Below are 23,601 nucleotides of genomic sequence, written 5' to 3'. Positions count from 1 at the left end.
GACACCACGATGACCGACACCATCCCCGAAATCCAATTGCTGCGGCCCCACGACAAGGACCTGGGTGGTGGCTTCAACGTGCGGCGCGTGCTGCCGGCGGCGCAGCGCCGCTCGGTCGGGCCCTTCGTGTTCTTCGACCACTTCGGCCCGGCCACCGAGCAGCCCGGCAACGCGCACGACGTGCGCCCGCATCCGCACATCGGCCTGTCGACGGTCACCTACCTGTTCGAGGGCGCGATGATGCACCGCGACAGCCTGGGCAGCGTGCAGGAGATCCAGCCCGGCGCCATCAACTGGATGACCGCGGGACGCGGCATCGTGCACTCCGAGCGCAAGCCCGAACGCCTGCTGGCCGACACTTTCGTGAACCACGGCCTGCAGCTGTGGGCCGCGCTGCCGCAGGCCCATGAAGAGGTCGAACCCAGCTTCGAGCACACGCCGGCCGACGCCATTCCCGAACTGACGGTGCAGGGCGTGCCCGTGCGCGTGCTGGTGGGCGAGGCCTTTGGCGTGCGCTCGCCGGTGAAGACGCTGGCGCAGACGGTCTACCTTGACATCGCGCTGCCGGCTGGCGGGCGTTTCGAGCTGCCCGCGCTGGCGCCCGAACTGGCGGTCTACATGGTCGACGGCGATGCGAACGTGAACGGCGAGCCGGCGCCCGCCCACACGATGGCGGTGCTGCCCGACGGGCAGGGCGCGGTGTTCACTGCCGACGCCGCCGTGCGCCTGATGGTGATCGGCGGCGAGCCGCTGGACGGCCCGCGCTACATCACCTGGAATTTCGTCTCGAGCCGGCGCGAGCGCATCCTCGAGGCCGGCGCCGATTGGGCTGCCCAGCGCATGGGCCACGTGCCCGGCGAGACCGAGTTCATTCCGCTGCCGGGCAAGCCCTTCGGCGTGCGCGAGCCCGACACGGGCACGACGCCGGTCTGAGTCTTCCGTTTATTGCTTGATGCCGATGTCCGGGTCTTCCGAGGCCCGGGCGCTGGCGTCGGAGGCGCGCGCGCTGAGGTCGGGCGCCAGGGCCCGGCGACCGTCGAACACGAAGCAGTCGCCGTGGTAGTGCGCGCCGCCGACGTCCTCGAAGTACTTGAGGATGCCGCCTTCGAGCTGCAGCACGTGCTCCACGCCTTCCTCGCGCATGAGGATGGCGGCCTTCTCGCAGCGGATGCCGCCGGTGCAGAAGCTCACCACCGTCTTGCCTTCGAAGTCAGCGCGGTGCGCCTTCAGGGCGGGCGGGAATTCGGTGAACTTGGTGATGCGCCAGTCGATCGCGCCGTCGAAGGTGCCTTCGTCGACCTCGAAGTCGTTGCGCGTGTCCAGCATCACGATCTCGCGGCCCTCGTCGTCGTGGCCCTGGTCGAGCCAGCGCTTGAGCGTGGGCGCGTCCACGCCGGGCGCGCGGCCGGCGGCGGGCTGGATCGCGGGGTGGTCCATGCGGATGATCTCGCGCTTGAGCTTCACCAGCATGCGCCGGAAGGGCTGCGTGGCCGACCAGCTTTCCTTGATTTCGAGGTCGGCAAAGCGCGCGTCGGCACGCAGGTCGGCCAGGAAGGCGTGGATGGCCTGCGCCGTCCCCGCCAGAAACAGGTTGATACCTTCGGGCGCCAGCAGGATCGTGCCCATCAGGCCCAGGGCCTGCGCGCGCTCGCGCAGGGTCTCACGCAGCACGGGGCTGTCGTTGATGCCCACGAACTTGTAGGTGGCGATATTCAAAATCTCTTGCACGGGGCGGGATTGTAGGGATCGCCACACCACATCGTGGAGGGCGGCTTCCTACAATCGACGGATGTTTGTTCACCTGCGTCTGCACACCGAGTTTTCCGTCGTCGATGGCACGAATCGAATCGACGAAGTCATCAAGGCCGCCGCTGCCGACAAGCAGCCCGCGCTGGCCATCACCGACCTGAACAACCTGTTCGGGACGGTCAAGTTCTACAAGCAGGGCCGGGGCAAGGGCGTCAAGCCCGTCATCGGCGCTGAAATCTTCATCGACGGGCTGGGCAAGGAGCCCGGCGCGCTGACCCGCCTCATTCTGCTGGTGCAGAGCATGGAGGGCTACCTCAACCTGTCGGAACTGCTGGCCCGGGCCTGGACGCAGAACGTGAGCCGCGGCCAGTCGCAGGCGGCCTGCAAGCTCGAATGGCTGCAGGAGCTGCAGGGCGGGCTGATCGCGCTGTCGGGCGCGCAGGCCGGGCCGCTGGGCCAGCCGCTGCTGCAGGGCCAGGAAGAGCGCGCCGCCGAGCTGGCGCTGCAACTCGCGGGCATGTTCCCGCACCGTTTCTACATCGAGCTGCAGCGCGCCGGCCGCCCCGAAGACGAGCCGCATGTGATCGCGGCCGTGAAGCTCGCCGCCCGACTGAAGCTGCCGGTGGTGGCCACGCACCCGGTGCAGTTCGCCGAACGCCAGGACTACGAGGCGCACGAGGCGCGCGTGTGCATTTCCGAAGGCGAAATCCTCGGCAACCCGCGCCGCGTGCGCAAGTTCACCGAAGAGCAGTACTTCAAGTCGAGCGCCGAGATGCAGGCGCTCTTTGCCGATGTGCCCAGCGCGCTGGCCAACACGGTCGAAATCGCCAAGCGCTGCAACCTGACGCTGGTGCTCGGCAAGCCACAGCTGCCCGACTTTCCCACGCCCTTCATCAGCGAAGGCGTGCGCATGCCGATCGGCGAATTCTTCCGCCAGGAGTCGTTCGAGGGCCTGGAGGTGCGGCTGAAGCACCTGTACCCCGACGAAGCCAAGCGCGAGGCCGAACGGCCGCGCTACGTGGAGCGCCTGGAGTTCGAGATCAACACGATCCTGAACATGGGCTTCCCCGGCTACTTCCTGATCGTGGGCGACTTCATCAAGTGGGCCAAGGAAAACGGCTGCCCCGTGGGCCCGGGCCGGGGCTCGGGTGCGGGCTCGCTCGTGGCCTACGCGCTGAAGATCACCGACCTCGACCCGCTCGAATACAAGCTGCTGTTCGAACGTTTCCTGAACCCCGAACGCGTCTCGATGCCCGACTTCGACATCGACTTCTGCCAGGGCAACCGGGACCGCGTGATCGACTACGTGAAGGACAAGTACGGCCGCAACGCCGTGAGCCAGATCGCCACCTTCGGCACCATGGCCGCGCGCGCGGCCATCCGCGACGTGGGCCGTGTGCTGGACATGAGCTACATGTTCTGCGACGGCATCAGCAAGCTGATCCCGAACAAGCCGGGCATGTCGGTCACGCTGCAGTACCCGCCCGAAAAGAAGATCGAGGGCGACAAGAACAACTACGCCATCGAGATGGAGCCGCAGCTGGCGGAGCGCATCGAGAAGGAAGAAGAAGTGCGCATGCTGGTCGAGCTCGCGCAGAAGCTCGAAGGCATGACCCGCAACATCGGCATGCACGCCGGCGGCGTGCTCATTGCGCCGGGCAAGCTCACCGACTTCTGCCCGCTGTACCAGCAGCCCGGCAGCGAATCGGCCGTGAGCCAGTACGACAAGGACGACGTCGAAGCCATCGGCCTCGTGAAGTTCGACTTCTTGGGCCTGGCCACGCTCACGATCCTGGAGATCGCGCGCGAGTTCATCATGAAGCGCCACAAGGGCCAGGAGAACTTCGCGTTCGAGAATATCCCGCTGAACGACGGGCCGACCTACCGCCTGTTCTCCGACGGCAAGACCGAGGCCGTGTTCCAGTTTGAATCCCGCGGCATGCAGGGCATGTTGAAGGACGCCCGGCCCACGCGCCTGGAAGACCTGATCGCGCTGAACGCGCTGTACCGTCCGGGCCCGATGGACCTGATTCCCAGCTTCGTGGCGCGCAAGCACGGCCGCGAAGACGTGGAGTACCCGCACCCGGCCGTGGCCGAGATGCTCTCCGAGACCTACGGGATCATGGTCTACCAGGAGCAGGTGATGCAGACCGCGCAGATCCTGGGCGGCTACTCGCTGGGCGGCGCCGACTTGCTGCGCCGCGCGATGGGCAAGAAGAAGCTCGAGGAAATGGCCGAGCACCGCGAGAAGTTCCGCGCGGGCGCCCTGGCCACGCACGGCATCGTGCAGGACAAGGCCGACGAAATCTTCGACTTGATGGAGAAGTTCGCGGGCTACGGCTTCAACAAGTCGCACGCCGCCGCCTACTCGCTGCTGGCGTACCACACGGGCTGGCTCAAGGTTCACTACACGGCCGAGTTCTTCTGCGCCAACATGACGGTGGAAATGGACGACACGGACAAGCTCAAGCTCTTGTTCGAAGACGCCCAGAAGAACTTCAACATCACCTTCGAGCCGCCGGACGTGAACCGCGGCAACTACCGCTTCGAGCCCGTCACCAACCGGATCATCCGGTATGGCCTGGGCGCCGTGAAGGGCACGGGCCAGCTCGCGGTCGAGGCCGTGGTACGCGCGCGCGAAGAGGGCGGGCCGTTCAAGAGCCTGTACGACTTCTGCGTGCGCATCGACCGCCAGCGCATCAACAAGCGCACGGTCGAAGCGCTCATCAAGGCCGGCGCGTTCGATGCCATCCAGCAGAACCGCGCCTCGCTCATCGCCTCGGTCGACCGCGCCTTCGAGTTCGCCATTGCCACGGCGGCCAACGCCTCGCAGGCCGACATCTTCGGCGACTGCGAGCACGGCTCGGCCACGCAGGAGCCCGACCTGGTCGACGCCACGCCCTGGGGCGTGAAGGAACGCCTGACCTTCGAGAAGACGGCCGTCGGCTTCTACCTGTCGGGCCACCTCTTCGACGAGGTCTCGCACGAGGTGCGGCGCTTCTGCAAGCGCGAGATCGGCGACCTGCTCGACAGCCGCGACCCGCAGGTCATTGCCGGCATCGTGAGCGACTTCCGCGTCATCAACGGCCAGCGCGGCCGGCTGGCGATCTTCAAGCTGGACGACAAGTCGGAGTCCATCGACGCCACGGCCGACGAGGCGCTCATCAACGCCAACCGCAACACGCTGAAGGACGACGAGCTCGTCATCGTGAGCGGCAAGTTGCAGCCCGCGCGTGGCGGCTTCGAGGCGCGCTTCCAGGTGCAGCAGGTGTGGGACCTGGCCTCGGCGCGCTGCCGCTTCGGCAAGTTCCTGCGCGTGGCGGTCAACGGCAAGGTGCCCGAGATCGCGCGCCTCTTGAAAGACTTTCCGGCGCGCACCGAGCAGACCGAAGTCGGTGACCTGGTGCATGGCCTGCCCGTGCGCCTGTCGATGGCGCGGGGCGGGGCGCAGGTCGAGCTGCAACTGGGCGAGCGCGCCAAGTTCTTCCCGACCGATGCGGCGCTCGCGAGCTGGACCGCGCAGGCCGAAGCGGGCAAGGCGCAGGTCATCTACGATTGATCGGATCGCGCGGCCCCGGGGAACCTCGGGGCCCGTGCGCGGTCCATCAGTCTGTTGCAACCTGGCCTTGGGCCACTCACAGGAGGAATGACCGCATGCATTTCAAGAAGATCCTCAAGACCACCGCGCTGACGTTCGGCGTGGCGCTGCCCATGGCCGCGGCCTGGGCCCAGTACGCCGGCCCGAGCTCGGTGCCGAATCTCACGGTCAAGCAGCTGATCGAGACCGGCCAGGACGACCAGCACGCCACGGTGCGCGGCTTCATCGTCTCGCACGACGGCGGCGAGCACTACACCTTTGCTGACGACACGGGGCGCCTGAAGGTCGAGATCGACGCCAAGTACTTCCCGCCGGGCGTGAAGATCGACGACAAGGTGCGCGTCGAGCTCAGCGGCGAGTTCGACAAGGACCGGCTCACCGGCAAGACCGAACTCGACGTCAAGCGCGTCATCACCGTCCTGCGCTGACCCCCGCCTTTTTCCCGAGCGCCTGCTCGACCTGGTCGAGCACGGCCTCGGGGGCGTGCAGCCAGTCCTTGGCCAGCACCTGCATCACCTGCCAGCCGAAAGCATCGAGGATGCGCGGACGCGAGACGTAGCGTTCCAGCACGTTGTGACGCGTGCCTTCGTGAGCCGCGCCGTCCACGAGGAGGCCCAGCGCATAGTGGCCCTGGCCCGCTGCGCGCACCGCGAGGTCGCAGCGAAAACGCGACTGCCCTACCTGTTCGTCCACCGCATGGCCGCGTGCGCGCAGCGCCTGCGCGATCTGCGCCGTGACCTCGTCCGTGCGCGCCTGCCGTGCCACGTGGCCGCGCGCCAGCGGGTTCATGCCTTCGAGCACGCGCCGCGCCGTGTCCTCGTCGCCGCGTGACAGGCATTCGGCATAGCGCAGGAAGTTCTTGAGCGCTGCTGCACCCTCGTTGTGGTCATTGGTGATCGCCTCGTGGCGGATGGTCGAGACCACCGCCATGTGGTGCTTGGCGCGGCTGAAGATCACGTTCAGCCGCTTCTCGCCGCCGCGCTGGTTGATGGGGCCGAAGTTCATCAGCATGCGGCCCTCGGGGTTGGGGCCGTAGCAGATGCTGAGGATGATGATGTCGCGCTCGTCGCCCTGCACGTTCTCCAGGTTCTTGATGAAGAGGCCGCAGAACTGGTCGTCTTCCTCGCGCACGTACTCGGCCTCCAGCCGCGCCGCGAAGTCGGCGTCGACCGCGCCGAGCGCGTTCAGCTCCTCCTCGATCTCGCCCTGTTGCGCTTCCGAGAACGCCACGATCCCGAGGCTGCGCCCGGTCTCCCGTTGGAGCAGTTCGCGCACCAGCTGCGCGATATGGCGTGCCTCGCCGTCGTTGATGCGGTTCTCGTACACCGCATCGGCCACGCGGTGGAAGCTGATGGCGCGCGAGAGCAGGGCGTCGACCTGCGCCTTCACGGACTCGTCCGTCGGGCTGCGCGACTGCACCACGATCTCGCCGCGCTCGGGCGCGGGCAGGCTGCGGTCGGGAATGGTGTACAGGTTGCCCGCGTAGAAGGCGGCGTTCGAAAAGCCGATGAGCGATTCGTAGCGGCTGCGGTAGTGCCAGGCCAGCAGCGTGGCCGGCAGGTTGCGCGCGCCCTGGTTGAGCAGGCTGTCGGCATCGAGCACGACGGCGATGCGCTCGCCTTCCTCGCCGCTTTCTGCATCGTCGCCTGCCACCGACACGGTGTCTTCCTCGGCGTCGCGGCCCGACGAGAAGAAGCTCGTGGGCGGCAGCTGCATCTCGTCGCCCACCACGATGATCTGCGGCGCGCGGTACAGCGCGGGCACGGCTTCTTCGACCGGGATCTGGCTGGCCTCGTCGAAGATCACCACGTCGAACAGGTCGGCCGCGAGCGGCAGCGTGTCGGACACCGACAGCGGGCTCATGAGCCAGATGGGCTTCATGTCGCGCACCACGCGGCCGGTGTCGCCGCTGGCCAGTTCGCGGATCGCCTTGTAGCGCATGGTCTTGCCGAACTCGTGCTCGAGCTCGCGGCGGCCGGCGTTGTAGCTCTTCTTGAAGACCTTGCCGTCGGCGTCGAGCTGGCTGGCGGGCAGGGCGCTCTTTTGCACATGGTCGCGGAAACGCTGGCGCACCGCGGCGGCGAGCGTGCGCGCATTGCGTTCGAGCAGCTTGCGTTCGCCTTCGCCCAGGCGCTGCGCATGGCGCGCGAGCGTGGCGCCGTCGAAGCGCGGCAGCCAGCGCTCGGTGCGGTACACGCGCTCCAGTCCTTCGCGCGCGACGGCGTACTCGATGGCCTCGGGCGGCAGCGGCAGGGTGCGCAGCGCGGCGGCCACCGCCGGGTCGGCCTCGGCCAGCTCCTGCAGCGGCTGGAGCACCGACGGCAGCGCGTCGGCCTGGTCGCGCAATGTGCGGGCCAGCACGTCGAGCGCATCCAGCGGTTGTGCGCCAGCGTCGTGCAGCAGGTCGCGCCAGAGGGCGTCGAGCGTGTCGACGCGCGGCGCGGCGGCGACGAACTGCTCGACGCTGCGGCGGCCCGCGTCGGTGCGCAGGCGGGCCTGGAACGCCGCACGCAGGCCGGCGCCGGCGTCGATGCCGCGCATCGCCTGCAGCTGCTGCGCGAAAGCCTCGGCGTCGGTGCAGCCGTAGTCGGCCTCGAGGCGCGCCGCCTGCTGGTCGAGCGCGGTGCGCGCGGCCTGTTCGGCGCGCAGGTCCTCGAGGATCTGGCTGGGCTGCGGGCGCACGGCATGCGCCGCGAAGTCGTAGCGGCGCTTGAGTTCGCCCGACAGGCGCCACCACGAGGGCTGCAGCCAGCGCAGCAGCGAACCCTGCTGCGCGCGGGCTTGCGCCAGCGCGGCTTCGGTGTCGCCGGGCGAGAGCTTGTCGCGCCAGTGGGCGGTGCGCTGCAGCTGCGCGTCGAGCGCCTGCTGCAGCGTGCGTCTTTCGTTCAGGGCGGTGCCGAGCGCGAGGCTGCTCGGGTGCGCCGCATCGAGCAGCGCCAGCTGGCCGCGCGCGGCCAGCGCCGCGACGCTGCGCGCATCGGCCACCACGGCCAGCGCATCGCGCCACAGCACGCCGGCCTCGGCCAGCGGCGGCCAAGCATCGACCAGCGCATCGCGGCAGGGGGCGCTCAGGTCGATGGCGCGTTCGCTGCGCTCGACCAGCCGCGCCAGCGGTTTCTCCTGCGACAGCAGCGAGGGCGCGAGCTGCGCGAACACATGCTGCGCGAAGCTGGGCGCGCCCAGGCTTTCGGTCACGGCCAGGTGCAGGCGCGACACCAGCTCCGCATGCCGGCGCCAGGCCGCGAAGGCGGGCAGCGCCTCGGCCTGCAGCGGCGTGAGCGACGGGTCGCCGGCCTTGAGCACTACCAGCCGCGACAGCAGCTCGCGCAGCGTCACGGCGATGTGTTCGGGCACGTCGTGCATGGCGGCGTCGAAGCGTTCGAGCGCGCGCAGGTCGAGGTCCATCGCGTCGAGCACCTGCGTGCGCTCGGTGCTTTCCTGCGCCAGCGTGCCGGGCGCCTCGAGCCACAGCTCGTAGGTCTTGCGCAGGTTCTGCACGAAGGCCTTCTTGTCGCCCTGCGAGTCGTGGATCATGCAGCACAGCTCGTCCAGGCCTTGCTGGCGCAAGCGGTGGAACACCACGTCGATGGCGGCGCGCTTCTCGCACACGAACAGCACGCGCTGGCCGCGGCCCACGTAGTCGGCGATCAGGTTGGTGATGGTCTGCGACTTCCCCGTACCCGGCGGGCCCTGGATGATGTAGCTGGTGCCGGTGCGCGCCAGCGCCACCGCGGCGGTCTGCGTGGCGTCGGCCTGCACCACGGGCCACTGGTCGGCCAGTGGCAGGGCGGGCGGCGTCTCGCCGTCGATGCGGCGCGGCTGCAGCGAGAACACGCGGTCGAAGGCCTCGCTCGCCAGGTCGGATTCGGCCAGGCCCGAGTAGTCGCGCACCAGCGACATCTTGCGGTGGTTGAAGTTGCCCAGCGTCACGGCCGTGAGGTCGATGTCCCACTGGTAGGGGTTGCCGCCGCTCTCGCGCAGCGCGAAGGTCTTGCGCTCGGTGTCGCTGGTGTCGGTCGTGGCGGTGGCCGCCATCTGCGGCGCGCGCGGCTGCGGCGCGCCGCCGATGGCCTCGCGCACCGGCAGCGGCACGGGGCGCACGCGCGCATGGAACAGCTGCAGCCCGCGCGGGCGGAAGTCGTCCTGCGCGTAGCTGAAGTCTTGCGCGGCCACCGGCACCGCCGAGGGCGAGCGCACGCGGGTGCGGCGCTTGAACTGCTCGAGCCGCTGGCGTGCGCGCTGGTGCATCACGGCGATCTCGGGCTGCTTCACGAGCCGCAGCTGCACGCCGGGCTCGCTCTGCGCGATCTGCGCCGACAACTGGGCGTGGAACTGTTCGAGCGAGGTCTCGCGCAGGTCGACCGTCTCGGGCAGCGCGATGCCGTAGAGCTGGCGCAGGTGATGGCGCAGCGTGGGGTTCACCTGCGCCTCGCTGGCCGAGGCTTCGAGCAGGTACTGGTCGCGCACGCCTTTCTTGCGCGTCAGCTCCACCGGCAGCATCAAGAGCGGCGAGGCGATGCGCTCGGCGCGTTCGGCCTCGCCCTCCTTGAGGTTGTGCCAGCGCAGGAAGGCGATCACCAGCGACAGCTGCGAGAAGCCGTACTCGGCCCGGTCGCGCCGCGCCTCCTGCAGGATGCGGTCGAGCGCGCCGGGCAGGTAGGGCTGGTCTTCGAAGCGCAGCCAGCGCGCGAGCGGCACGGGGTCGCAGCTCGCGATGTCGGCGGCAAAGCGGCCGTCCCACACGCACAGCTGGTCGGTGCGGATGCTGTTGAGGTCGACCACCAGCGGCACGCTGGCGACGGTGAGGTTCACATGCGCCTGCGTCGGCTTGAAGTACAGCAGGCGGTTGCGCCGCGACAGGTCGAACAGGCGGTCGCGCAGGTGCAGCTGGATCGCCTGGCGGCGCTGGCCCGCGCCGTCCCTTGCCGGCGCGATGCGGTCCAGGCCGAGGTCGACGGGCTGGTCGCGGTAGGTCTCGAGGCGGCGGATGACCGAGGGCAGGTCGCGTGCGCGCTCGTGGCGGTCGAGCGCGGTCATCTCGAAGATCACGGCGGCCACCACCGGGTGCAGCCGGCGGTTCAGCTCGAACAGGTTGCCGCGGTGCGTGGCAAAGCGGGTCAGGTCGTCGCCGTCCGTGAAGTCGAGCCCGCACGACAGGCTGGCCAGCACCTGGCCCAGGCACAGGATGTCGCCGAGCGCGTCGTGGTGGCCCAGGCGCAGTTCCCACGCGGCGTAGCCGGGCAGGTAGACGGGGCGCGTGGGCACAGTGTCGGGGCCGGCATCGGGCATCACCGCGAGGTTCTCGAGGTCGACGCCGGCGTCGGCATCGACGGTCAGGCGCGTTTCGCCGACCACGCGCAGCACCGAGGCGGCGGGTTGTCGAGCGGCGCGATGGCCTCGGGGTGGCGGCGTGGCGCGGTGCCTTCGGGCTGGGCGAGTGCCAGCGCGGGTTCGGCGGGCGCGTCGGTCACGCGGTAGGCGAAGGCGTTGCCGAGCGCGGCGACGTGGCCGAGTTCGTGCAGGGCCGAGACCTCGCGCAGCAGCGGCAGCACGAGCTTGAGCACGTCGTCGGTCTGCAGGCCGCCGTGGGCCTCGGCGGTGGCGAGCAGTTGCAGGAGCGGGGCGGGAGCGAGGGTCATGCGGCGGCGGCCTGCGAAGAAGATGTAGCGGCGTTGTCGAGCAAGGCGGCGGCATCGCGCTTGACGCGGGTGAAGTTGCGCTTGGACAGACCCAGGTCCTTCAGCACGCGCTGTTCGAAGGGCGTGTCGCAGCCGAGCGCATCGGCCAGGCCCAGCGCGGCGGCGAGGGTGACGTCGTCCATCTCGGGGTCGGCGGCGACGAAGTCGACCAGCACGCTGGCCAGGTAGTCGTGCAGGCCGACGGGCGCGGGCTCGGGCGGCGGCATCGCCGACGTGGGCGGCGCGAAGTCGGGGAAGAAGCGACGCGCATGCGCCAGCAGCGAGTCCGACTGCAGCACGGGCCGCTGCAGCAGCTGCGCCAGGGTGCCACGCGTGAGGGCACTCACGCGTTGCTGGCCGAGCATGTCGAGCGTGGCCAGGTCGAGGGGACCTTCGAGCGCAGCGGCCAGCCATTCGTCGGCATCGTGCTCGCGGCCGGCCCACAGGCGCAGCGCGCGGGCGCGCACGAACACCTCGGGGTGGCTCACGCCGCGCGTCTGCAATGCCTTGTTGTTGGGGTCGGCGCAGATCTCCTCGGCCTGCGCCAGGTAGCTCGCCACGTTGACCTGCGTGAGGCCGGTCTCGATCTTGATGAGCGCGCTCACGGCGGGCTCGAGCGCGCCGCAGGCCACGCAGCCGCCGCGGTCGGCAAAGGCCTCGGTGTACAGCGCATGGCGCCGCGCGGCCTGCAGGTGGCTCGCGTCGGCGCGCGGGTCGGCTGCCGTGGCGTGCAGCAGGCGATCGACGACGTGGTGCTTGCCGCCGTCGCGCTCCCACAGCAGGTAGTGCGCCAGCTCGTGGCCGAGCACGGCCTGGCGCTCGGGCGGCTGCAGCTTTTCGAGCAGCGGGCCCGAGAGCACGATGTGCGCCTCGCCCGGCACGACGTAGATCGCGGCGTTCATGGCCGCGCCGTCGCCGGATGGGGCTTGGTAGAGCGTGATGCGCGCCGTGACGCCCAGGCGCTGCGCGGCCAGGGTGGCGTCGGCATGCAGGTCGGGGTGGGCGTCGGCGTCGAGCCGGTAGGCGCTGCGCAGCAGCTCGGCACGCATGGCGGCCGTGTGTTCTTCGCGCGCTTCGGCCGAAGCGGCCCAGCGCCAGGCCTCGGGTTCGTTCGCCTGGAGGTGGGCGGCCAGTGCCTGCTGGTAGGGCAGCGGCGTCAGGTCTTGGAGGCGAACGGCAGGGAAAGAGTCGACCATGTCAGGAGCGCTAGCAACAATGAGTTGCCGACGATCCTAAACGAGCGGGTGGTGTCGCTTGCAATCACCCACGATGTGGGTGATTGCGGGTGTCAACGCTTGGGCTTGAGCGTGACGATGAGCGACGGGAAGATGCGCCCGTCCGTGTCGCGCGGCAGCTTGTCGGTCTTGCGCAGGCCGCGTTCCGCCGCTTCGTCCCAGGCGGGCAGGCCGCTGGACTTGGCGAGCTTGACGCCGACGATGGTGCCGTCCGGTGCCAGCCTCACTTCGAACTCGGCCTCGGGGTTGCCGTTCACGCTGTCGGCATCGGGGAAGGTGATGTTCGGGCGCACGGCGGCAGCGATGCGGCCGGCGTAGCCGCTGGACGGGCCGGACGAGCGCTGGGCGTTGCCCTTGGCATCGTCGCTGCCGCTGGCGCCTGCCAGGCCCTGCATGCGCTTGAGCGTCGCGGCGCGGTCGGCGGCGGCCTGCTTGGCAGCCGCCTCCGCCTTCTTCGCTTCGGCCTGCTTGGCCTCGGCTTCCTGCTGCTTCTTCTGGTCGGCCAGCTTCTTCTGCTGCTCTTTCTTGCGCTCGGCTTCTTCCTCGGCGCGCTCCTTGGCCTCGAGCTCCTTCTTCTTTTGCTGCTGCACGCGCTGCTGCTCGAGCTCGCGCTCCTTCTGCGCCTTCTGTTCCTTGAGCTTCTTCTCGCGCTCCAGCGCGATGTCGGGCGCAGGGGCGGGCGCCGGCTCGGGCGGCTTGACGGCCGGGGGAGGCGGCGGGGGCGGTGCGGGTGCAGGCGGCGGTGGTGCGGGCACGGGGGCCGGCGGCTCCGGCACCGACAGGCGCGGGGCGGCCTGCATCACCGTGGTGGACCACAGCTCTGCATCGACTGCGCCATCGTCGGCTTCGCTGCGCCAGCGTACGCCCCAGGTCAGGGCGGCGATCAGCAGCGCATGGGCAATGAGGGCGAGCGCAACCGCGCGGGGCGTGCCGCGTTGCGGCGGCGGCGCGAACTCGGGGCGATCCAGGGCGAGCGACATGCCTTATTTGCCGCCCGTGGTCGTGACCGACAGCCCCACGCGCTCGATGCCGCTGCGCTTGAGCTGGTTCATCGCCTTCACGACGGTTTCGTACTTCACCGACTTGTCGGCGCTGATGACCACGGGGCGCTGGGCGTCGCCGCCTTGCGCGGCCTTGGCCGCCGAGCCGATCTGCGTCATGGGAATCGACGCGCCGCCGGTGCCGGTGGACGGGTCTTTCTTGATCTGCACTTCGTCGTCGCTCTTGATGACGATCTCGATGGGCTTGTCGGGCTGCTTGTTGGCGCGGTCGACCGTCGGCAGGTTGATCACGCTCGGCGTGATGAGCGGGGCCGTGACCATGAAGATGATCAGCAGCACCAGCATCACGTCGATGAACGGGACCATGTTGATCTCGTTGATCGTGCGGCGGCCGCGGCCCCGGGATGAAACGGCGGGCATGTCGTCGCGTCCTTTGTCTTGTGCGCGCCGCTCTTCAGCGGTTCGCGGCGGTGACCGAGGCGGCGGGCGTCACGGCGCCGGGGTTGGCCGAGAGGTTGCGCTGCAGGATGTTGGAGAACTCTTCGATGTAGGTCTCCAGGGCGATGGCGATCTTGTCGATCTCGCGCGCGAAGCGGTTGTAGCCGACCACCGCGGGAATGGCGGCGAACAGGCCGATGGCGGTGGCCACCAGCGCTTCGGCGATGCCGGGCGCCACGGTGGCCAGCGTCACCTGCGTGAGGGCGGCCAGGCCGGTGAAGGCATGCATGATCCCCCAGACCGTGCCGAACAGGCCCACGTACGGCGACACCGAACCGACGGTCGCGAGGAACGACAGGTTCTGCTCTGCCGCATCGAGTTCGCGCTGGAAGCTCGCGCGCATCGCGCGGCGGGCGCCGTCGAGCAGCGTGGCCGCGTCGGTCACGTGGCGTTCGCGCAGCTTCTGGTACTCGCGCATGCCGGAGGCGAAGATGCGCTCCATGGGGCCGGCGAACTTGGCGTTCTGCGCGGCCGAGGCGAACAGCTCGTTCAGGCTGGTGCCCGACCAGAACTCGCGCTCGAAGTCGTCGTTGAGCACGCGGATGCGCTTGAGGGCAAAGTACTTGCGGATGATGGCGGCCCAGCTGGCGACCGACACGATCACCAGCAGCAGCACGACCAGTTGCACCACGAAGCTGGCGTGGAGCAGGAGATTGATGATGGAGAGATCTTGGTTCATGGCTTGAAAGGTTGAGTCATGGAGCCGCTGGAGTGCTCGAGGGTTCCCGAAACTTGGGCCGGAATGCGCGCAGGGCGCAAGGTGGCGGCGTCCACCCAGCCGATGCGGATCGTGCCTTCGCAAAGCAAGACCGGTGCCGCGGCCCCGGTGCGTTCTTGCTCTGTTTTTGATAGCACACGCTGACCGATTATCAACGACGCGGTGCCCAGTTGCCGCAGCTCGGCTGTAACCAGCAGTTCGTCGTCCAGCCGCGAGGGCCGATGGTATTTGAGCTGCGTTTCGCTGACCACGAACTGGCCGCCGGTGGCTTCCTTGAGCTTGCGCTGCTCGACGCCCAGGGAGCGCAGCCACTCGGTGCGACCGCGCTCCATGAACTTCAGGTAGTTGGCGTAGAACACGATGCCGCCGGCATCGGTGTCTTCCCAGTAGACGCGGATCGGAAACTCGAAAGTCACTTGCATGCCTCCGTGCTTCGCACTGCGACGCGAGCTTGCTTGGGGCGGCCCGGCGCTACGCTCATTGGGCGATCATGGCCCGCAGGCGCTCGACCGCTTCCTGCAGGTGCGCCATCGAGCTGGCGGTGGAGAAGCGCACGAACTTCGCGGTCTCGGCCGTGCCGAAATCGCGGCCCGGCGTCACGGCCAGGTGGGCGCGCTTCATGGTCTCGAAGGCGAAGTCCCAGCTGCCCGAGATGCCGAGCTTGTCGGCCACGCTCGTGCAGTCGGCCCAGGCGTAGAAGGCGCCGTCGGGCACCACGGGCACGTTCAGGCCCAGGGCGTTCAGTTGCGGAATGAACCAGTCGCGGCGCGCCTTGAACTCGGCGCGACGGCGTTCGTACTCGGCGATGCTCTCGGCCTCGAAGCAGGCCAGCGCGGCGTACTGCGACACGGTGCTCGCGCAGATGAAGAGGTTCTGCGCCAGGCGCTCGACCACCGGCACCAGCACTTCGGGCACCACCAGCCAGCCGAGGCGCCAGCCGGTCATGTTGAAGTACTTGCTGAAGCTGTTGATGCTGATGACGTTGTCGTCGATGGCCAGCGCCGTCTGCCCGAAGGCATCGTCGTACGACAGGCCCAGGTAGATCTCGTCGATCAGCGTGATGCCGCCGCGCTGCGACACCACCTCGTGGATGCGGCGCAGTTCGTCGGGCGCGATCGAGGTGCCGGTCGGGTTCGAGGGCGAGGCCAGCAGCACGCCGCGCGTCTTGTCGGTCCAGGCGGCCTCGACCTTGGCGGCGGTGAGCTGGAAGCGCTCTTCGGCCGTGGTCGGCACCAGCACGGCCTTGCCGTCCGCTGCGCTCACGAAGTGGCGGTTGCAGGGGTAGCTCGGGTCGGGCATCAGGATCTCGTCGCCCGATTCGATCAGCGCGAGGCAGGCCAGCTGCAGCGCGGCCGAGGCACCGGCCGTGACGACGATGCGGCGCGCCGGCACGTCGACGTTGAAGCGCTGCTTGTACCAGCCGCTGATGCGCTCGCGCAGATGATCGAGGCCGGTGGCCTGCGTGTACTGCGTGGCGCCGGCGCGCACGGCGCGGGCGGCCGCTTCCTGCACCAGGGGCGGGGCGGTGAAGTCAGGCTCGCCGATGTTCAGGAAGATCATCGGACGGTCGGTGTGGGCCACTTCACGGGCCAGCACCCCAGCCGCCTTGGCGACCTCCATCACGTAAAACGGTTCGATGCGCTGCGCGCGCGTCGAGATCCTCATGGGCGCGCCTTGCCGGTGGCCCGGTCGGCTTCCACTTCAAGCGGGCGCAGCTGCGGTGCCAAGCCGTTGAGCACGGCGTTCACGTACTTGTGGCCGTCGGTGCCACCGAATTCCTTGGCGAGTTCGATGCACTCGTTGAGCACCACGCGCCACGGCACGTCGGGGCAGTTCTGGAACTCGTACACGCCGATCCACATCACGGCGTGCTCGATGGGCGAGATTTCGGTGAACTTGCGGTCCAGCAGCGGCAGAATCAGTGCGTCGAGCTGTTCGGCGCCGTTGATCGAGCCGTGCAGCAGCGCGTCGTAGTGCGCCGCGTCGGCCTTGTGGAAGCCTGCGAGGTCGCGCGTGAAGTGGTCGATGTCGGTCGGGTCGTTGCGACCCACCAGGTGCTGGTAGAGCGCCTGCAGCGCGAATTCGCGCGCGCGGCTGCGGTTCGACTTGGCCGCGGCCTTGCGTGCGCCCGTGCTGGTGAGGCCGGTGCGCGACTGGCGGGGCTTGGCGGACTTGGAGGTGTCTTCGGTCATGAAAGGGTGGCCAGCAGTTGTGCCATCTCGACCGCCACCTGGGCTGCGTCGCGGCCCTTGTCGGTCTGGCGGGCGACGGCCTGTTCGAGGTTTTCGGTCGTGAGGATCGCGTTGGCGATGGGCAGGCGGTAGTCGAGCGCGACGCGGCTCACGCTCGCGCCCGATTCGTTGGCCACCAGTTCGAAGTGGTAGGTCTCGCCGCGGATGATGCAGCCCAGCGCCACGAGCGCGTGGTAGCCGCCGCGCTCGGCGAGCGCCTGCAGTGCCACGGGCACTTCGAGCGCGCCGGGCACCTGCACATGATGGATGTCGGAGGCGGCCACGCCGAGCGTCTCGAGCTCCGACAGGCAGGCCGTTGCCAGTGCGTCGGTGATGTCGGCATTGAAGCGCGCCTGCACGATGCCGATGCGCAGGCCTTTGCCGTTGAGGGTGATCTCGCCCTTGTTGGAACCTTGCATGGTCGTTCAGTCTTTCGTGAGGTAACCGGCGATCTCGAGGCCGAAGCCGGCGGCCATGCTCGGCATGCGACGCGGCGCGCCGAGCAGGTTCATCTTGTGCACACCGCATTCGCGCAGGATCTGCGCGCCGATGCCGTAGTTGCGCAGGTCCATGCGGCCGCGCTCGGGCGCTTGGGCGGGGCGCGCGGTGCCGTCGAACTGCGCGAGCAGCTCGGCCGCGGTTTCGCCGCAGTTCAGCAGCACGGCCACGCCCTTGCCTTCGTTCGCGATGTGCGAGAGGCTGGCGTCCAGGCTCCAGGAGTGCATCGGGCGGTTGACTTCGAGCGCGTCGAGCACCGACAGCGGCTCGTGCACGCGCACCGACACCGTCTCTTCGGGTGCCCACTGGCCGCGCACCAGCGCCAGGTGCACGCCGCGGCTGGGCTTGTCGACGAAGGCGTGGGCGGTGAAGGCGCCCCAGTTGGTCTGGATCTCGCGGCAGCCGACTTTTTCGACCAGCGATTCGACGCGGCTGCGGTGCTCGATGAGCGCGGCGATGGTGCCGATCTTGAGGCCGTGCTCGGCCGCGAAGATCTGCAGGTCGGGCAGGCGGGCCATCGTGCCGTCTTCGTTCATCACCTCGCAGATCACCGAGGCGGGCGAGCAGCCGGCCATGGCGGCGAGGTCGCAGCCGGCTTCGGTGTGGCCGGCGCGCATGAGCACGCCGCCGTCCACCGCCTGCAGCGGGAAGATGTGGCCGGGTTGCACCAGGTCGGCGGCCACGGCGTTGCGCGCCACGGCGGCCTGCACGGTGCGGGCGCGGTCGGCGGCCGAGATGCCGGTGGTCACGCCTTCGGCCGCTTCGATGGAGACGGTGAAGGCGGTCGAATGCTTGGCGCCGTTGCGCTGGACCATCGGCGGCAGCTGCAGCCGCTCGCACATCTCGCGCGAGAGCGTGAGGCAGATCAGGCCGCGCGCGTGGCGGGCCATGAAGTTGATGGATTCGGCGGTGATGTGGTCGGCGGCGATGACGATGTCGCCTTCGTTCTCACGGTCTTCCTCGTCCACGAGGATGACCATGCGGCCGGCGGCCAGCTCGGCCACGATGTCTTCGACCGGGGAGATCGGTGCGGGTGCACGGTCGGCGCGCGGGGCGCCGATCGGCGTGACGGAGGCGTTCATTTCGAAGTGTCCTTGGGAGACGTCAGAGAGGGGGTGAGCATGCCGGCCTGAAGCATGCGCTCCACGTAGCGCGCCACGGTGTCGATTTCGAGGTTGACCTTCGAGCCGGCCTTCAGGCCGCCGAGGGAGGTGTTTTCCACGGTGTGCGGGATCAGGTTGATGCTGACCTCGGCGCCCTCGGCGATGTCGCTCACGCTGTTGACCGTGAGGCTCACGCCGTTGATGGTGATCGAGCCCTTGTAGGCCAGGAAGCGCGCCAGCGCGGGCGGTGCGACCACGCGCAGCTCCCAGCTTTCGCCGACCGGCGCGAAGAAGCTCACGTGGCCGATGCCGTCCACGTGGCCCGAGACGATGTGGCCGCCGAGGCGGTCGCTCGCGCACAGGGCCTTCTCGAGGTTGATGCGGCTGCCTTCGTCGGTCAGGCCGGCCGTCTTGTCGAGGGACTCCGCGGAAATGTCGATGGTGAATTGCCCGCGTTCAGGTGCGAGCGTGGTGACCGTCATGCAGGCGCCGTTGAGCGCGATGCTGTCGCCGAGCCCGACGTCGTCGAGGTAGCCGTCGGGCACCTCGATGCTGAGTCGCTTGCCGTAGGAGGAGGAGGTGCCGAGGTCGTGGATGGCGGCGATGCGCCCCACGCCGGTGATGATTCCGGTGAACATTTCCACATTTTCGCAGACATCGAGGGGTCTTCGGCCCGAAGGGCCGGTTTGCGGCTGCGAATGTGCCGCGCCGCGTGGGCGGCGGCTCAGAAGCGGTCGCGGCCGGCGACGCGCGCGACGATGCGCAGGTCGGGCCCCAGCATGTCCACCGACTTGAATTCGAGCGGCAGCGCGCCTGCGAGCGAGGTGAGCGGGCCTTCGGCATGCAGGTGGCTGGCGATGTCGAGCCCGCTGCCGATCAGCTTGGGCGCCAGGTACACCAGCAGCTCGTCCACGCAGCCCTCGCGCAGCAGCGAGCCGTTGAGCTTGTGGCCCGATTCGACGTGCAGCTCGTTGACGCCGCGCGCCGCGAGGTCCTGGAGCATCGCGGGCAGGTCGACCTTGCCGTGCAGGTTGGGCAGGCAGGTGATGGTGGCGCCGCGGGCTTCGAGCGCGGCCGCCTTTTCTTCGTTGTGCCGGCTGGCGGCGTAGATCCAGACAGCGCGGCCAGCTATGAAAATGTGAGCGTCGGGCGAGGTCTGGAGGTGGCTGTCGACCACCACGAGGTGGGGCTGGCGCGGCGTGTCGACCAGGCGCACGTCCAGGCGCGGGTTGTCTTCGAGCAGCGTGCCGACGCCGGTCAGCACGGCACCGGTGCGGGCCCGCCAGGCGTGGCCGTCGGCGCGCGCGGCCTCGCCGGTGATCCACTGGCTCACGCCGTTGTGCAGGCCGGTGCGGCCGTCGATCGAGGCGGCGATCTTCATTCGAACCCAGGGCTGCTGGCGGATCATGCGGCTGAAGAAGCCGATGTTGAGCTCGCGGGATTCGTCGGCGCCCGGGCCGACTTCGACCTCGACGCCTGCCGCGCGCAGCCGCGCAAAGCCTTGTCCCGCCACGAGCGGGTTCGGGTCGGCGAGCGAGGCCACGACGCGGCGCACGCCGGCGGCGATCAGTGCGTCGCAGCAGGGGCCGGTGCGGCCGTGGTGCGAGCAGGGTTCGAGCGTGACGTAGGCGGTGGCGCCCGAAGTCGAATGGCCTTGGGCCTGCGCGTCGCGCAGCGCCATCACCTCGGCATGCGGGCCGCCGGCTTGTTGGGTGTGGCCCTGGCCGATCACGCGGCCGTCGGCGTCGCACAGCACGCAGCCGACGCGCGGGTTCGGGTCGGTCAGGCGGATCGCGGAGGCGGCGAGCCGCAGAGCGGCCGCGATGTGGGAGGCGTCGTGTTGGGAGGAGGACATGCCGGGTTCGTTCACGCCTTCTCGGGGGTCAGATGTCGCGCAGCAGCTGCCGGAACTCGTCGACGTCCTCGAAGCTGCGGTACACCGAGGCAAATCGCACGTAGGCGACCTTGTCGAGTTTCTTGAGTTCGCGCATCACGAGCTCGCCGACCTTCGTCGAATCGATTTCGCGCAGGCCGCTGGCCAGCAGCTTTTGTTCGATGCGCAGCAGGGCGTTGTCGATCTGCTCGATGCTCACGGGGCGCTTGCGCAGCGCCAGCATCATCGAGGCGCGCACCTTGGTCGAGTCGAAGTCGGCGCGGCTGCCGTCCTTCTTGACCACGACGGGGAAGTTGACGTCGGGGCGCTCATACGTGGTGAAGCGCTTGTCGCAGGCGCTGCATTGGCGGCGCCTGCGGACGAAGTCGGCGTCTTCCGAAACGCGGGTCTCGACGACCTGCGTTTCGAGATGACCGCAAAAAGGGCATTTCATGCGGCCAGTGCTTCTCTTCTTCTATTTACGAAATCAACGGTAGACAGGGAAGCGGCTCGTCAAGGCGTGGACCTTGGCGCGCACCGCGTCGATGTTCGCCGCGTCGCGCGGGTTCTCGAGCACGTCGGCCACCAGGTTCGCCGTGATGCGGGCCTCTTCGTCCTTGAAGCCGCGCGTGGTCATGGCGGGGGTGCCGATGCGCACGCCGCTGGTGACCATCGGCTTTTCCGGGTCGTTGGGGATCGCGTTCTTGTTGATCGTCATGTGGGCGGCGCCCAGCACGGCTTCGGCTTCCTTGCCGGTGATGCCCTTCGAACGCAGGTCGACCAGCATGACGTGGCTTTCGGTGCGTCCGCTCACGATGCGCAGGCCGCGCGCGGTGAGGGTGTCGGCCACGATCTGGGCGTTCTTGACCACCTGTTGCTGGTAGGCCTTGAACTCGGGCGTCAGGGCTTCCTTGAACGCGACGGCCTTGGCGGCGATCACGTGCATCAGCGGGCCGCCTTGCAGGCCGGGGAAGATGGCGCTGTTGATCGCCTTCTCGTGCTGCGACTTCATCAGGATGATGCCGCCGCGCGGGCCGCGCAGGCTCTTGTGCGTGGTCGAGGTCACGATGTCGGCGTGCGGCACCGGGTTGGGGTACACGCCCGCGGCCACGAGGCCGGCGTAGTGGGCGATGTCGACCATGAAGATCGCACCGACGTCCTTGGCCACCTTGGCGAAGCGCTCGAAATCGATGTGCAGCGAGTAGGCCGAGGCGCCCGCGATGATCAGCTTGGGCATGTGCTCATGCGCCTTGCGTTCCATCGCGTCGTAGTCGATGGCTTCGTTGGCGTCCAGGCCATAGCTCACCACGTTGAACCACTTGCCGCTCATATTGAGAGGCATGCCGTGGGTCAGGTGACCGCCTTCGGCCAGGCTCATGCCCATGATGGTGTCGCCGGGCTTCAGGAAGGCGAGCATCACGGCTTCATTGGCCGAGGCACCGCAATGCGGCTGCACGTTGGCGGCGTCGGCACCGAAGATCTGCTTGACGCGGTCGATGGCCAGTTGCTCGGCCACGTCGACGTGCTCGCAGCCGCCGTAGTAGCGCTTGCCCGGGTAGCCTTCGGCGTATTTATTAGTGAGCTGCGAGCCCTGGGCGGCCATGACGGCCGGCGAGGCGTAGTTCTCGCTGGCGATCAGCTCGATGTGATGTTCCTGGCGCGCGTTTTCGGCTTGAATCGCGGCCCAGATTTCGGGATCGGTCTGTTCGACCAGGATATTGCGTTGGTACATGGCAGTCCTTTGAAGACGAGGTCCTTGTTCAACCAAACAAGGGCTGCCCAGGCGAACGGCTGAACGCCTGTTGTGGCCAGGCGGCACGCTTCCCAGTGGTATTCCACGTCAGCGCGTGGCACCTTTTTCAGGGTGCTGCGCCTATCGCCAGTCGCGTACAGGCCGAGTGTAGCGCAGGCCCGCACGCATCCGGGCCGGGAAGGCCGGCAAGGCCTCAGGAAACTGCGGAGAGCAGGGCGACCTTGGCCGGCTCGCTGCCGGTGGCGGGCTCTTCACCCGCGGGCTTGGCCGGTGCCACGACCGGAATCGGTTGCGCACGCGCCGTGGTCGGCGGCGGCACGACCATCGTCGACGGCGCGCGGCCGGCGGCAACCTGGCGCAGGCGCTCGTGCTCGGCCAGCACCTTGGCGGCATAGCCGCCGTCGTCGTCGAGGTTGGCGGCGCCCACGTAGTAGCGCAGGCCGCCTTCGAGCGAGCCGGCGCGGGCGATGCATTCCTGCAGCACCTTCACGCCGACGCGCATGTTGGTCACGGGGTCGAAGGCGGTGAGCGTGCCGCCCGCGCTTTCGTACTTGTCGCCGTGCACGCGCGTCATGACCTGCATCAGGCCCTGGGCACCGACGTGGCTTTGCGCGAACGGGTTGAAGCTGGATTCGATGGCCATGATGGCCAGGATCAGCGTCGGGTCGAGCTTGGTGCGCTTGCCGATCTGGTAGGCCTCGGAGACCAGCACGCTCAGCGGCTCGGCCGCAACGCGGTACTTCTTGCTGAGCCAGTAGGCCACCGCCGCCTGCTGCTTGGGCAGCTCGTCGGGGCTCGCGGCCGTGGTGCGCTCGATGGCGGTCGGCTCGAGGTCCGTGGGTTCGGGCGCGGGCTTGCGCGACTGCAGCCAGCCCATCAGTTGTTCCTCGCCGGTCTTGCGCAGGTCGGGGCGCGCCACGAGGGCGAGGGCCGCGAACACGATGGCCAGGCCGACCAGCGCAAACCCGTTGTGGGTGATTTCAAAAAAGCCGTCTGCCACATCGGACACGAAGGTCCGTAGCCCGCGGGCTGTGGCATCAAACGCCTTGCTCATCGCTTTTTTCCTTTCTGTGCGGCACCTGGCATGCAGCGCCTGAAAGGGCGGTGGATGAAGGCAGCGGCGCTTGGATTGGTATGTACGAATCAGGCTCCGCGCATGGAGGGGGTGGGGTAGGGAGCGCGGCGGCCTGATCACGCCGGTGGAATTCGGCAGCGGATTCAGGGAGGCCCTGCTGCGTCCGGCAGCAAGGGCAGGCGGGATTCTATCGTGGCTAAATACACGGTCAAGCATAAGGATTTGGTTTCATATGTTAATAAGTGCTTGAAGAATCCCCCCGTCCGAGGGGCTGCCAAGGGGAGCAGGCCTACGGGAAATCCCTTGGAAAAAGGGATTTGCAAAGGAAGGGTGAGACGCCTAATCTGGACGGGCCTGAGGTTTCAGGCGTTTTTCCGAAGTCAGGCAGTCCGAGGTGCAAGTCAAGGACTCGAACGATGGAGGACTCCGCGGCGGCAATCTCTTGCTGCCAGCACGGCGGGAACCATTACTTCCGGTCGCGCGAATCGATGGCATGGGTTTTGAGCCCGCCATCAAGCCCGGTGACAAGACACTTCGTCGACTCACCGGGCTTTCTTGTTTTCGGGGCGCGCACTTTTGGCCTATCCACGC

The 23,601-nt window shown here is 68.5% G+C and carries 20 protein-coding genes and 1 riboswitch; of the genes, 3 read left to right on the top strand and 17 right to left on the bottom strand.

Annotated features, from left to right (window positions below; all coding sequences use genetic code 11):
• Positions 1–9: 9 nt before the first annotated feature.
• Positions 10–933, top strand: a complete 924-nt coding sequence (locus tag ACAM52_RS13420) for a pirin family protein (RefSeq protein ID WP_159277194.1) — start codon at positions 10–12, stop codon at positions 931–933.
• A gap of 9 nt (positions 934–942) precedes the next feature.
• On the opposite strand, the gene ACAM52_RS13415 is transcribed toward ACAM52_RS13420, so the two are convergent.
• Positions 943–1,728 carry a sulfurtransferase gene (locus tag ACAM52_RS13415; protein WP_369647281.1) on the bottom strand — a complete coding sequence of 262 codons (786 nt, stop codon included), beginning with the start codon at positions 1,726–1,728 and terminating at the stop codon, positions 943–945.
• A gap of 61 nt (positions 1,729–1,789) precedes the next feature.
• Here ACAM52_RS13415 and dnaE point away from each other — a divergent pair, with 61 nt between their 5' ends.
• Positions 1,790–5,308, top strand: coding sequence for a DNA polymerase III subunit alpha (gene dnaE, locus ACAM52_RS13410; protein ID WP_369647280.1), 3,519 nt, complete (start codon positions 1,790–1,792; stop codon positions 5,306–5,308).
• A 95-nt stretch (positions 5,309–5,403) separates the two neighbouring features.
• Complete coding sequence (locus ACAM52_RS13405; protein WP_083259096.1) at positions 5,404–5,775, top strand: YgiW/YdeI family stress tolerance OB fold protein; 372 nt, start codon at positions 5,404–5,406, stop codon at positions 5,773–5,775.
• Here the strand turns inward: ACAM52_RS13405 and ACAM52_RS13400 are convergent.
• The 16 genes from ACAM52_RS13400 to ACAM52_RS13325 all read right to left on the bottom strand — a co-directional run bounded on the left by ACAM52_RS13400 (position 5,759) and on the right by ACAM52_RS13325 (position 22,989).
• Positions 5,759–10,711 carry an AAA domain-containing protein gene (locus ACAM52_RS13400; protein WP_369647279.1) on the bottom strand — a complete coding sequence of 1,651 codons (4,953 nt, stop codon included), beginning with the start codon at positions 10,709–10,711 and terminating at the stop codon, positions 5,759–5,761. The two genes, ACAM52_RS13405 and ACAM52_RS13400, sit on opposite strands and share 17 nt — an antisense overlap.
• Complete coding sequence (locus tag ACAM52_RS13395) at positions 10,681–10,986, bottom strand: hypothetical protein (RefSeq protein WP_369647278.1); 306 nt, start codon at positions 10,984–10,986, stop codon at positions 10,681–10,683. Before ACAM52_RS13395 ends, ACAM52_RS13400 begins: the two co-directional genes overlap by 31 nt.
• A complete protein-coding gene (locus ACAM52_RS13390; RefSeq protein ID WP_369647277.1) occupies positions 10,983–12,221 on the bottom strand; it encodes a M48 family metalloprotease in 1,239 nt (412 codons plus the stop codon). The genes ACAM52_RS13395 and ACAM52_RS13390 overlap by 4 nt, the downstream gene beginning before the upstream one ends.
• A 92-nt stretch (positions 12,222–12,313) precedes the next feature.
• Positions 12,314–13,240, bottom strand: coding sequence for a cell envelope integrity protein TolA (gene tolA, locus ACAM52_RS13385; protein WP_369647276.1), 927 nt, complete (start codon positions 13,238–13,240; stop codon positions 12,314–12,316).
• 3 nt (positions 13,241–13,243) lie between these two features.
• A complete protein-coding gene (locus tag ACAM52_RS13380) occupies positions 13,244–13,681 on the bottom strand; it encodes a biopolymer transporter ExbD (RefSeq protein WP_070060386.1) in 438 nt (145 codons plus the stop codon).
• A gap of 34 nt (positions 13,682–13,715) precedes the next feature.
• Positions 13,716–14,438 (bottom strand): protein TolQ, encoded by a 723-nt coding sequence (gene tolQ, locus ACAM52_RS13375; protein ID WP_070060387.1) that lies wholly within the window; start codon positions 14,436–14,438, stop codon positions 13,716–13,718.
• Entirely contained in the window at positions 14,435–14,893 is a 459-nt protein-coding gene (gene ybgC / locus ACAM52_RS13370; protein ID WP_062481580.1) for a tol-pal system-associated acyl-CoA thioesterase, read from the bottom strand. Before ybgC ends, tolQ begins: the two co-directional genes overlap by 4 nt.
• Positions 14,894–14,954: 61 nt before the next feature.
• Entirely contained in the window at positions 14,955–16,142 is a 1,188-nt protein-coding gene (locus tag ACAM52_RS13365; RefSeq protein WP_307693838.1) for a pyridoxal phosphate-dependent aminotransferase, read from the bottom strand.
• The gene (gene nusB / locus ACAM52_RS13360; protein WP_369647275.1) at positions 16,139–16,669 is read right to left on the bottom strand and encodes a transcription antitermination factor NusB; all 531 of its coding nucleotides are present in this window, start codon (positions 16,667–16,669) and stop codon (positions 16,139–16,141) included. Before nusB ends, ACAM52_RS13365 begins: the two co-directional genes overlap by 4 nt.
• Complete coding sequence (gene ribH, locus ACAM52_RS13355; RefSeq protein ID WP_369647274.1) at positions 16,666–17,127, bottom strand: 6,7-dimethyl-8-ribityllumazine synthase; 462 nt, start codon at positions 17,125–17,127, stop codon at positions 16,666–16,668. Before ribH ends, nusB begins: the two co-directional genes overlap by 4 nt.
• A gap of 6 nt (positions 17,128–17,133) precedes the next feature.
• Positions 17,134–18,288, bottom strand: coding sequence for a bifunctional 3,4-dihydroxy-2-butanone-4-phosphate synthase/GTP cyclohydrolase II (ribBA, locus tag ACAM52_RS13350; protein ID WP_159272089.1), 1,155 nt, complete (start codon positions 18,286–18,288; stop codon positions 17,134–17,136).
• Positions 18,285–18,947, bottom strand: a complete 663-nt coding sequence (locus ACAM52_RS13345) for a riboflavin synthase (RefSeq protein ID WP_369647273.1) — start codon at positions 18,945–18,947, stop codon at positions 18,285–18,287. Before ACAM52_RS13345 ends, ribBA begins: the two co-directional genes overlap by 4 nt.
• A gap of 86 nt (positions 18,948–19,033) precedes the next feature.
• Entirely contained in the window at positions 19,034–20,164 is a 1,131-nt protein-coding gene (gene ribD / locus ACAM52_RS13340) for a bifunctional diaminohydroxyphosphoribosylaminopyrimidine deaminase/5-amino-6-(5-phosphoribosylamino)uracil reductase RibD (protein ID WP_369647272.1), read from the bottom strand.
• A gap of 28 nt (positions 20,165–20,192) precedes the next feature.
• A complete protein-coding gene (gene nrdR, locus ACAM52_RS13335; RefSeq protein WP_007836918.1) occupies positions 20,193–20,636 on the bottom strand; it encodes a transcriptional regulator NrdR in 444 nt (147 codons plus the stop codon).
• Between the two features lie 33 nt (positions 20,637–20,669).
• Positions 20,670–21,914, bottom strand: coding sequence for a serine hydroxymethyltransferase (gene glyA / locus ACAM52_RS13330; protein WP_139705484.1), 1,245 nt, complete (start codon positions 21,912–21,914; stop codon positions 20,670–20,672).
• A 38-nt stretch (positions 21,915–21,952) separates the two neighbouring features.
• A riboswitch (ZMP/ZTP riboswitch) is annotated at positions 21,953–22,079 on the bottom strand.
• A 49-nt stretch (positions 22,080–22,128) separates the two neighbouring features.
• Positions 22,129–22,989 (bottom strand): lytic transglycosylase domain-containing protein, encoded by an 861-nt coding sequence (locus ACAM52_RS13325; protein WP_062481551.1) that lies wholly within the window; start codon positions 22,987–22,989, stop codon positions 22,129–22,131.
• Positions 22,990–23,601 lie beyond the last annotated feature (612 nt).

The sequence above is a fragment of the Variovorax sp. V118 genome, from assembly GCF_041154445.1.
Taxonomy (GTDB): Bacteria; Pseudomonadota; Gammaproteobacteria; order Burkholderiales; family Burkholderiaceae_C; genus Variovorax; species Variovorax boronicumulans.
The sequence above is the reverse complement of the archived record's forward strand: the minus strand, read 5'-3'. Positions and strand labels throughout refer to the sequence as shown.

Bases quoted from the DNA above. Each gene is read 5' to 3' on its own strand.
- ACAM52_RS13345 (WP_369647273.1), bottom strand. From the start codon at position 18,947: ATGTTCACCGGAATCATCACCGGCGTGGGGCGCATCGCCGCCATCCAC.
- ribD (WP_369647272.1), bottom strand. From the start codon at position 20,164: ATGTCCTCCTCCCAACACGACGCCTCCCACATCGCGGCCGCTCTGCGG.
- ACAM52_RS13395 (WP_369647278.1), bottom strand. From the start codon at position 10,986: ATGACCCTCGCTCCCGCCCCGCTCCTGCAACTGCTCGCCACCGCCGAG.
- ribBA (WP_159272089.1), bottom strand. From the start codon at position 18,288: ATGAACGCCTCCGTCACGCCGATCGGCGCCCCGCGCGCCGACCGTGCA.
- nrdR (WP_007836918.1), bottom strand. From the start codon at position 20,636: ATGAAATGCCCTTTTTGCGGTCATCTCGAAACGCAGGTCGTCGAGACC.
- glyA (WP_139705484.1), bottom strand. From the start codon at position 21,914: ATGTACCAACGCAATATCCTGGTCGAACAGACCGATCCCGAAATCTGG.
- nusB (WP_369647275.1), bottom strand. From the start codon at position 16,669: ATGACCGAAGACACCTCCAAGTCCGCCAAGCCCCGCCAGTCGCGCACC.
- ribH (WP_369647274.1), bottom strand. From the start codon at position 17,127: ATGCAAGGTTCCAACAAGGGCGAGATCACCCTCAACGGCAAAGGCCTG.
- ACAM52_RS13325 (WP_062481551.1), bottom strand. From the start codon at position 22,989: ATGAGCAAGGCGTTTGATGCCACAGCCCGCGGGCTACGGACCTTCGTG.
- tolA (WP_369647276.1), bottom strand. From the start codon at position 13,240: ATGTCGCTCGCCCTGGATCGCCCCGAGTTCGCGCCGCCGCCGCAACGC.
- dnaE (WP_369647280.1), top strand. From the start codon at position 1,790: ATGTTTGTTCACCTGCGTCTGCACACCGAGTTTTCCGTCGTCGATGGC.
- ACAM52_RS13390 (WP_369647277.1), bottom strand. From the start codon at position 12,221: ATGGTCGACTCTTTCCCTGCCGTTCGCCTCCAAGACCTGACGCCGCTG.
- ACAM52_RS13380 (WP_070060386.1), bottom strand. From the start codon at position 13,681: ATGCCCGCCGTTTCATCCCGGGGCCGCGGCCGCCGCACGATCAACGAG.
- ACAM52_RS13420 (WP_159277194.1), top strand. From the start codon at position 10: ATGACCGACACCATCCCCGAAATCCAATTGCTGCGGCCCCACGACAAG.
- ACAM52_RS13405 (WP_083259096.1), top strand. From the start codon at position 5,404: ATGCATTTCAAGAAGATCCTCAAGACCACCGCGCTGACGTTCGGCGTG.
- ACAM52_RS13365 (WP_307693838.1), bottom strand. From the start codon at position 16,142: ATGAGGATCTCGACGCGCGCGCAGCGCATCGAACCGTTTTACGTGATG.
- tolQ (WP_070060387.1), bottom strand. From the start codon at position 14,438: ATGAACCAAGATCTCTCCATCATCAATCTCCTGCTCCACGCCAGCTTC.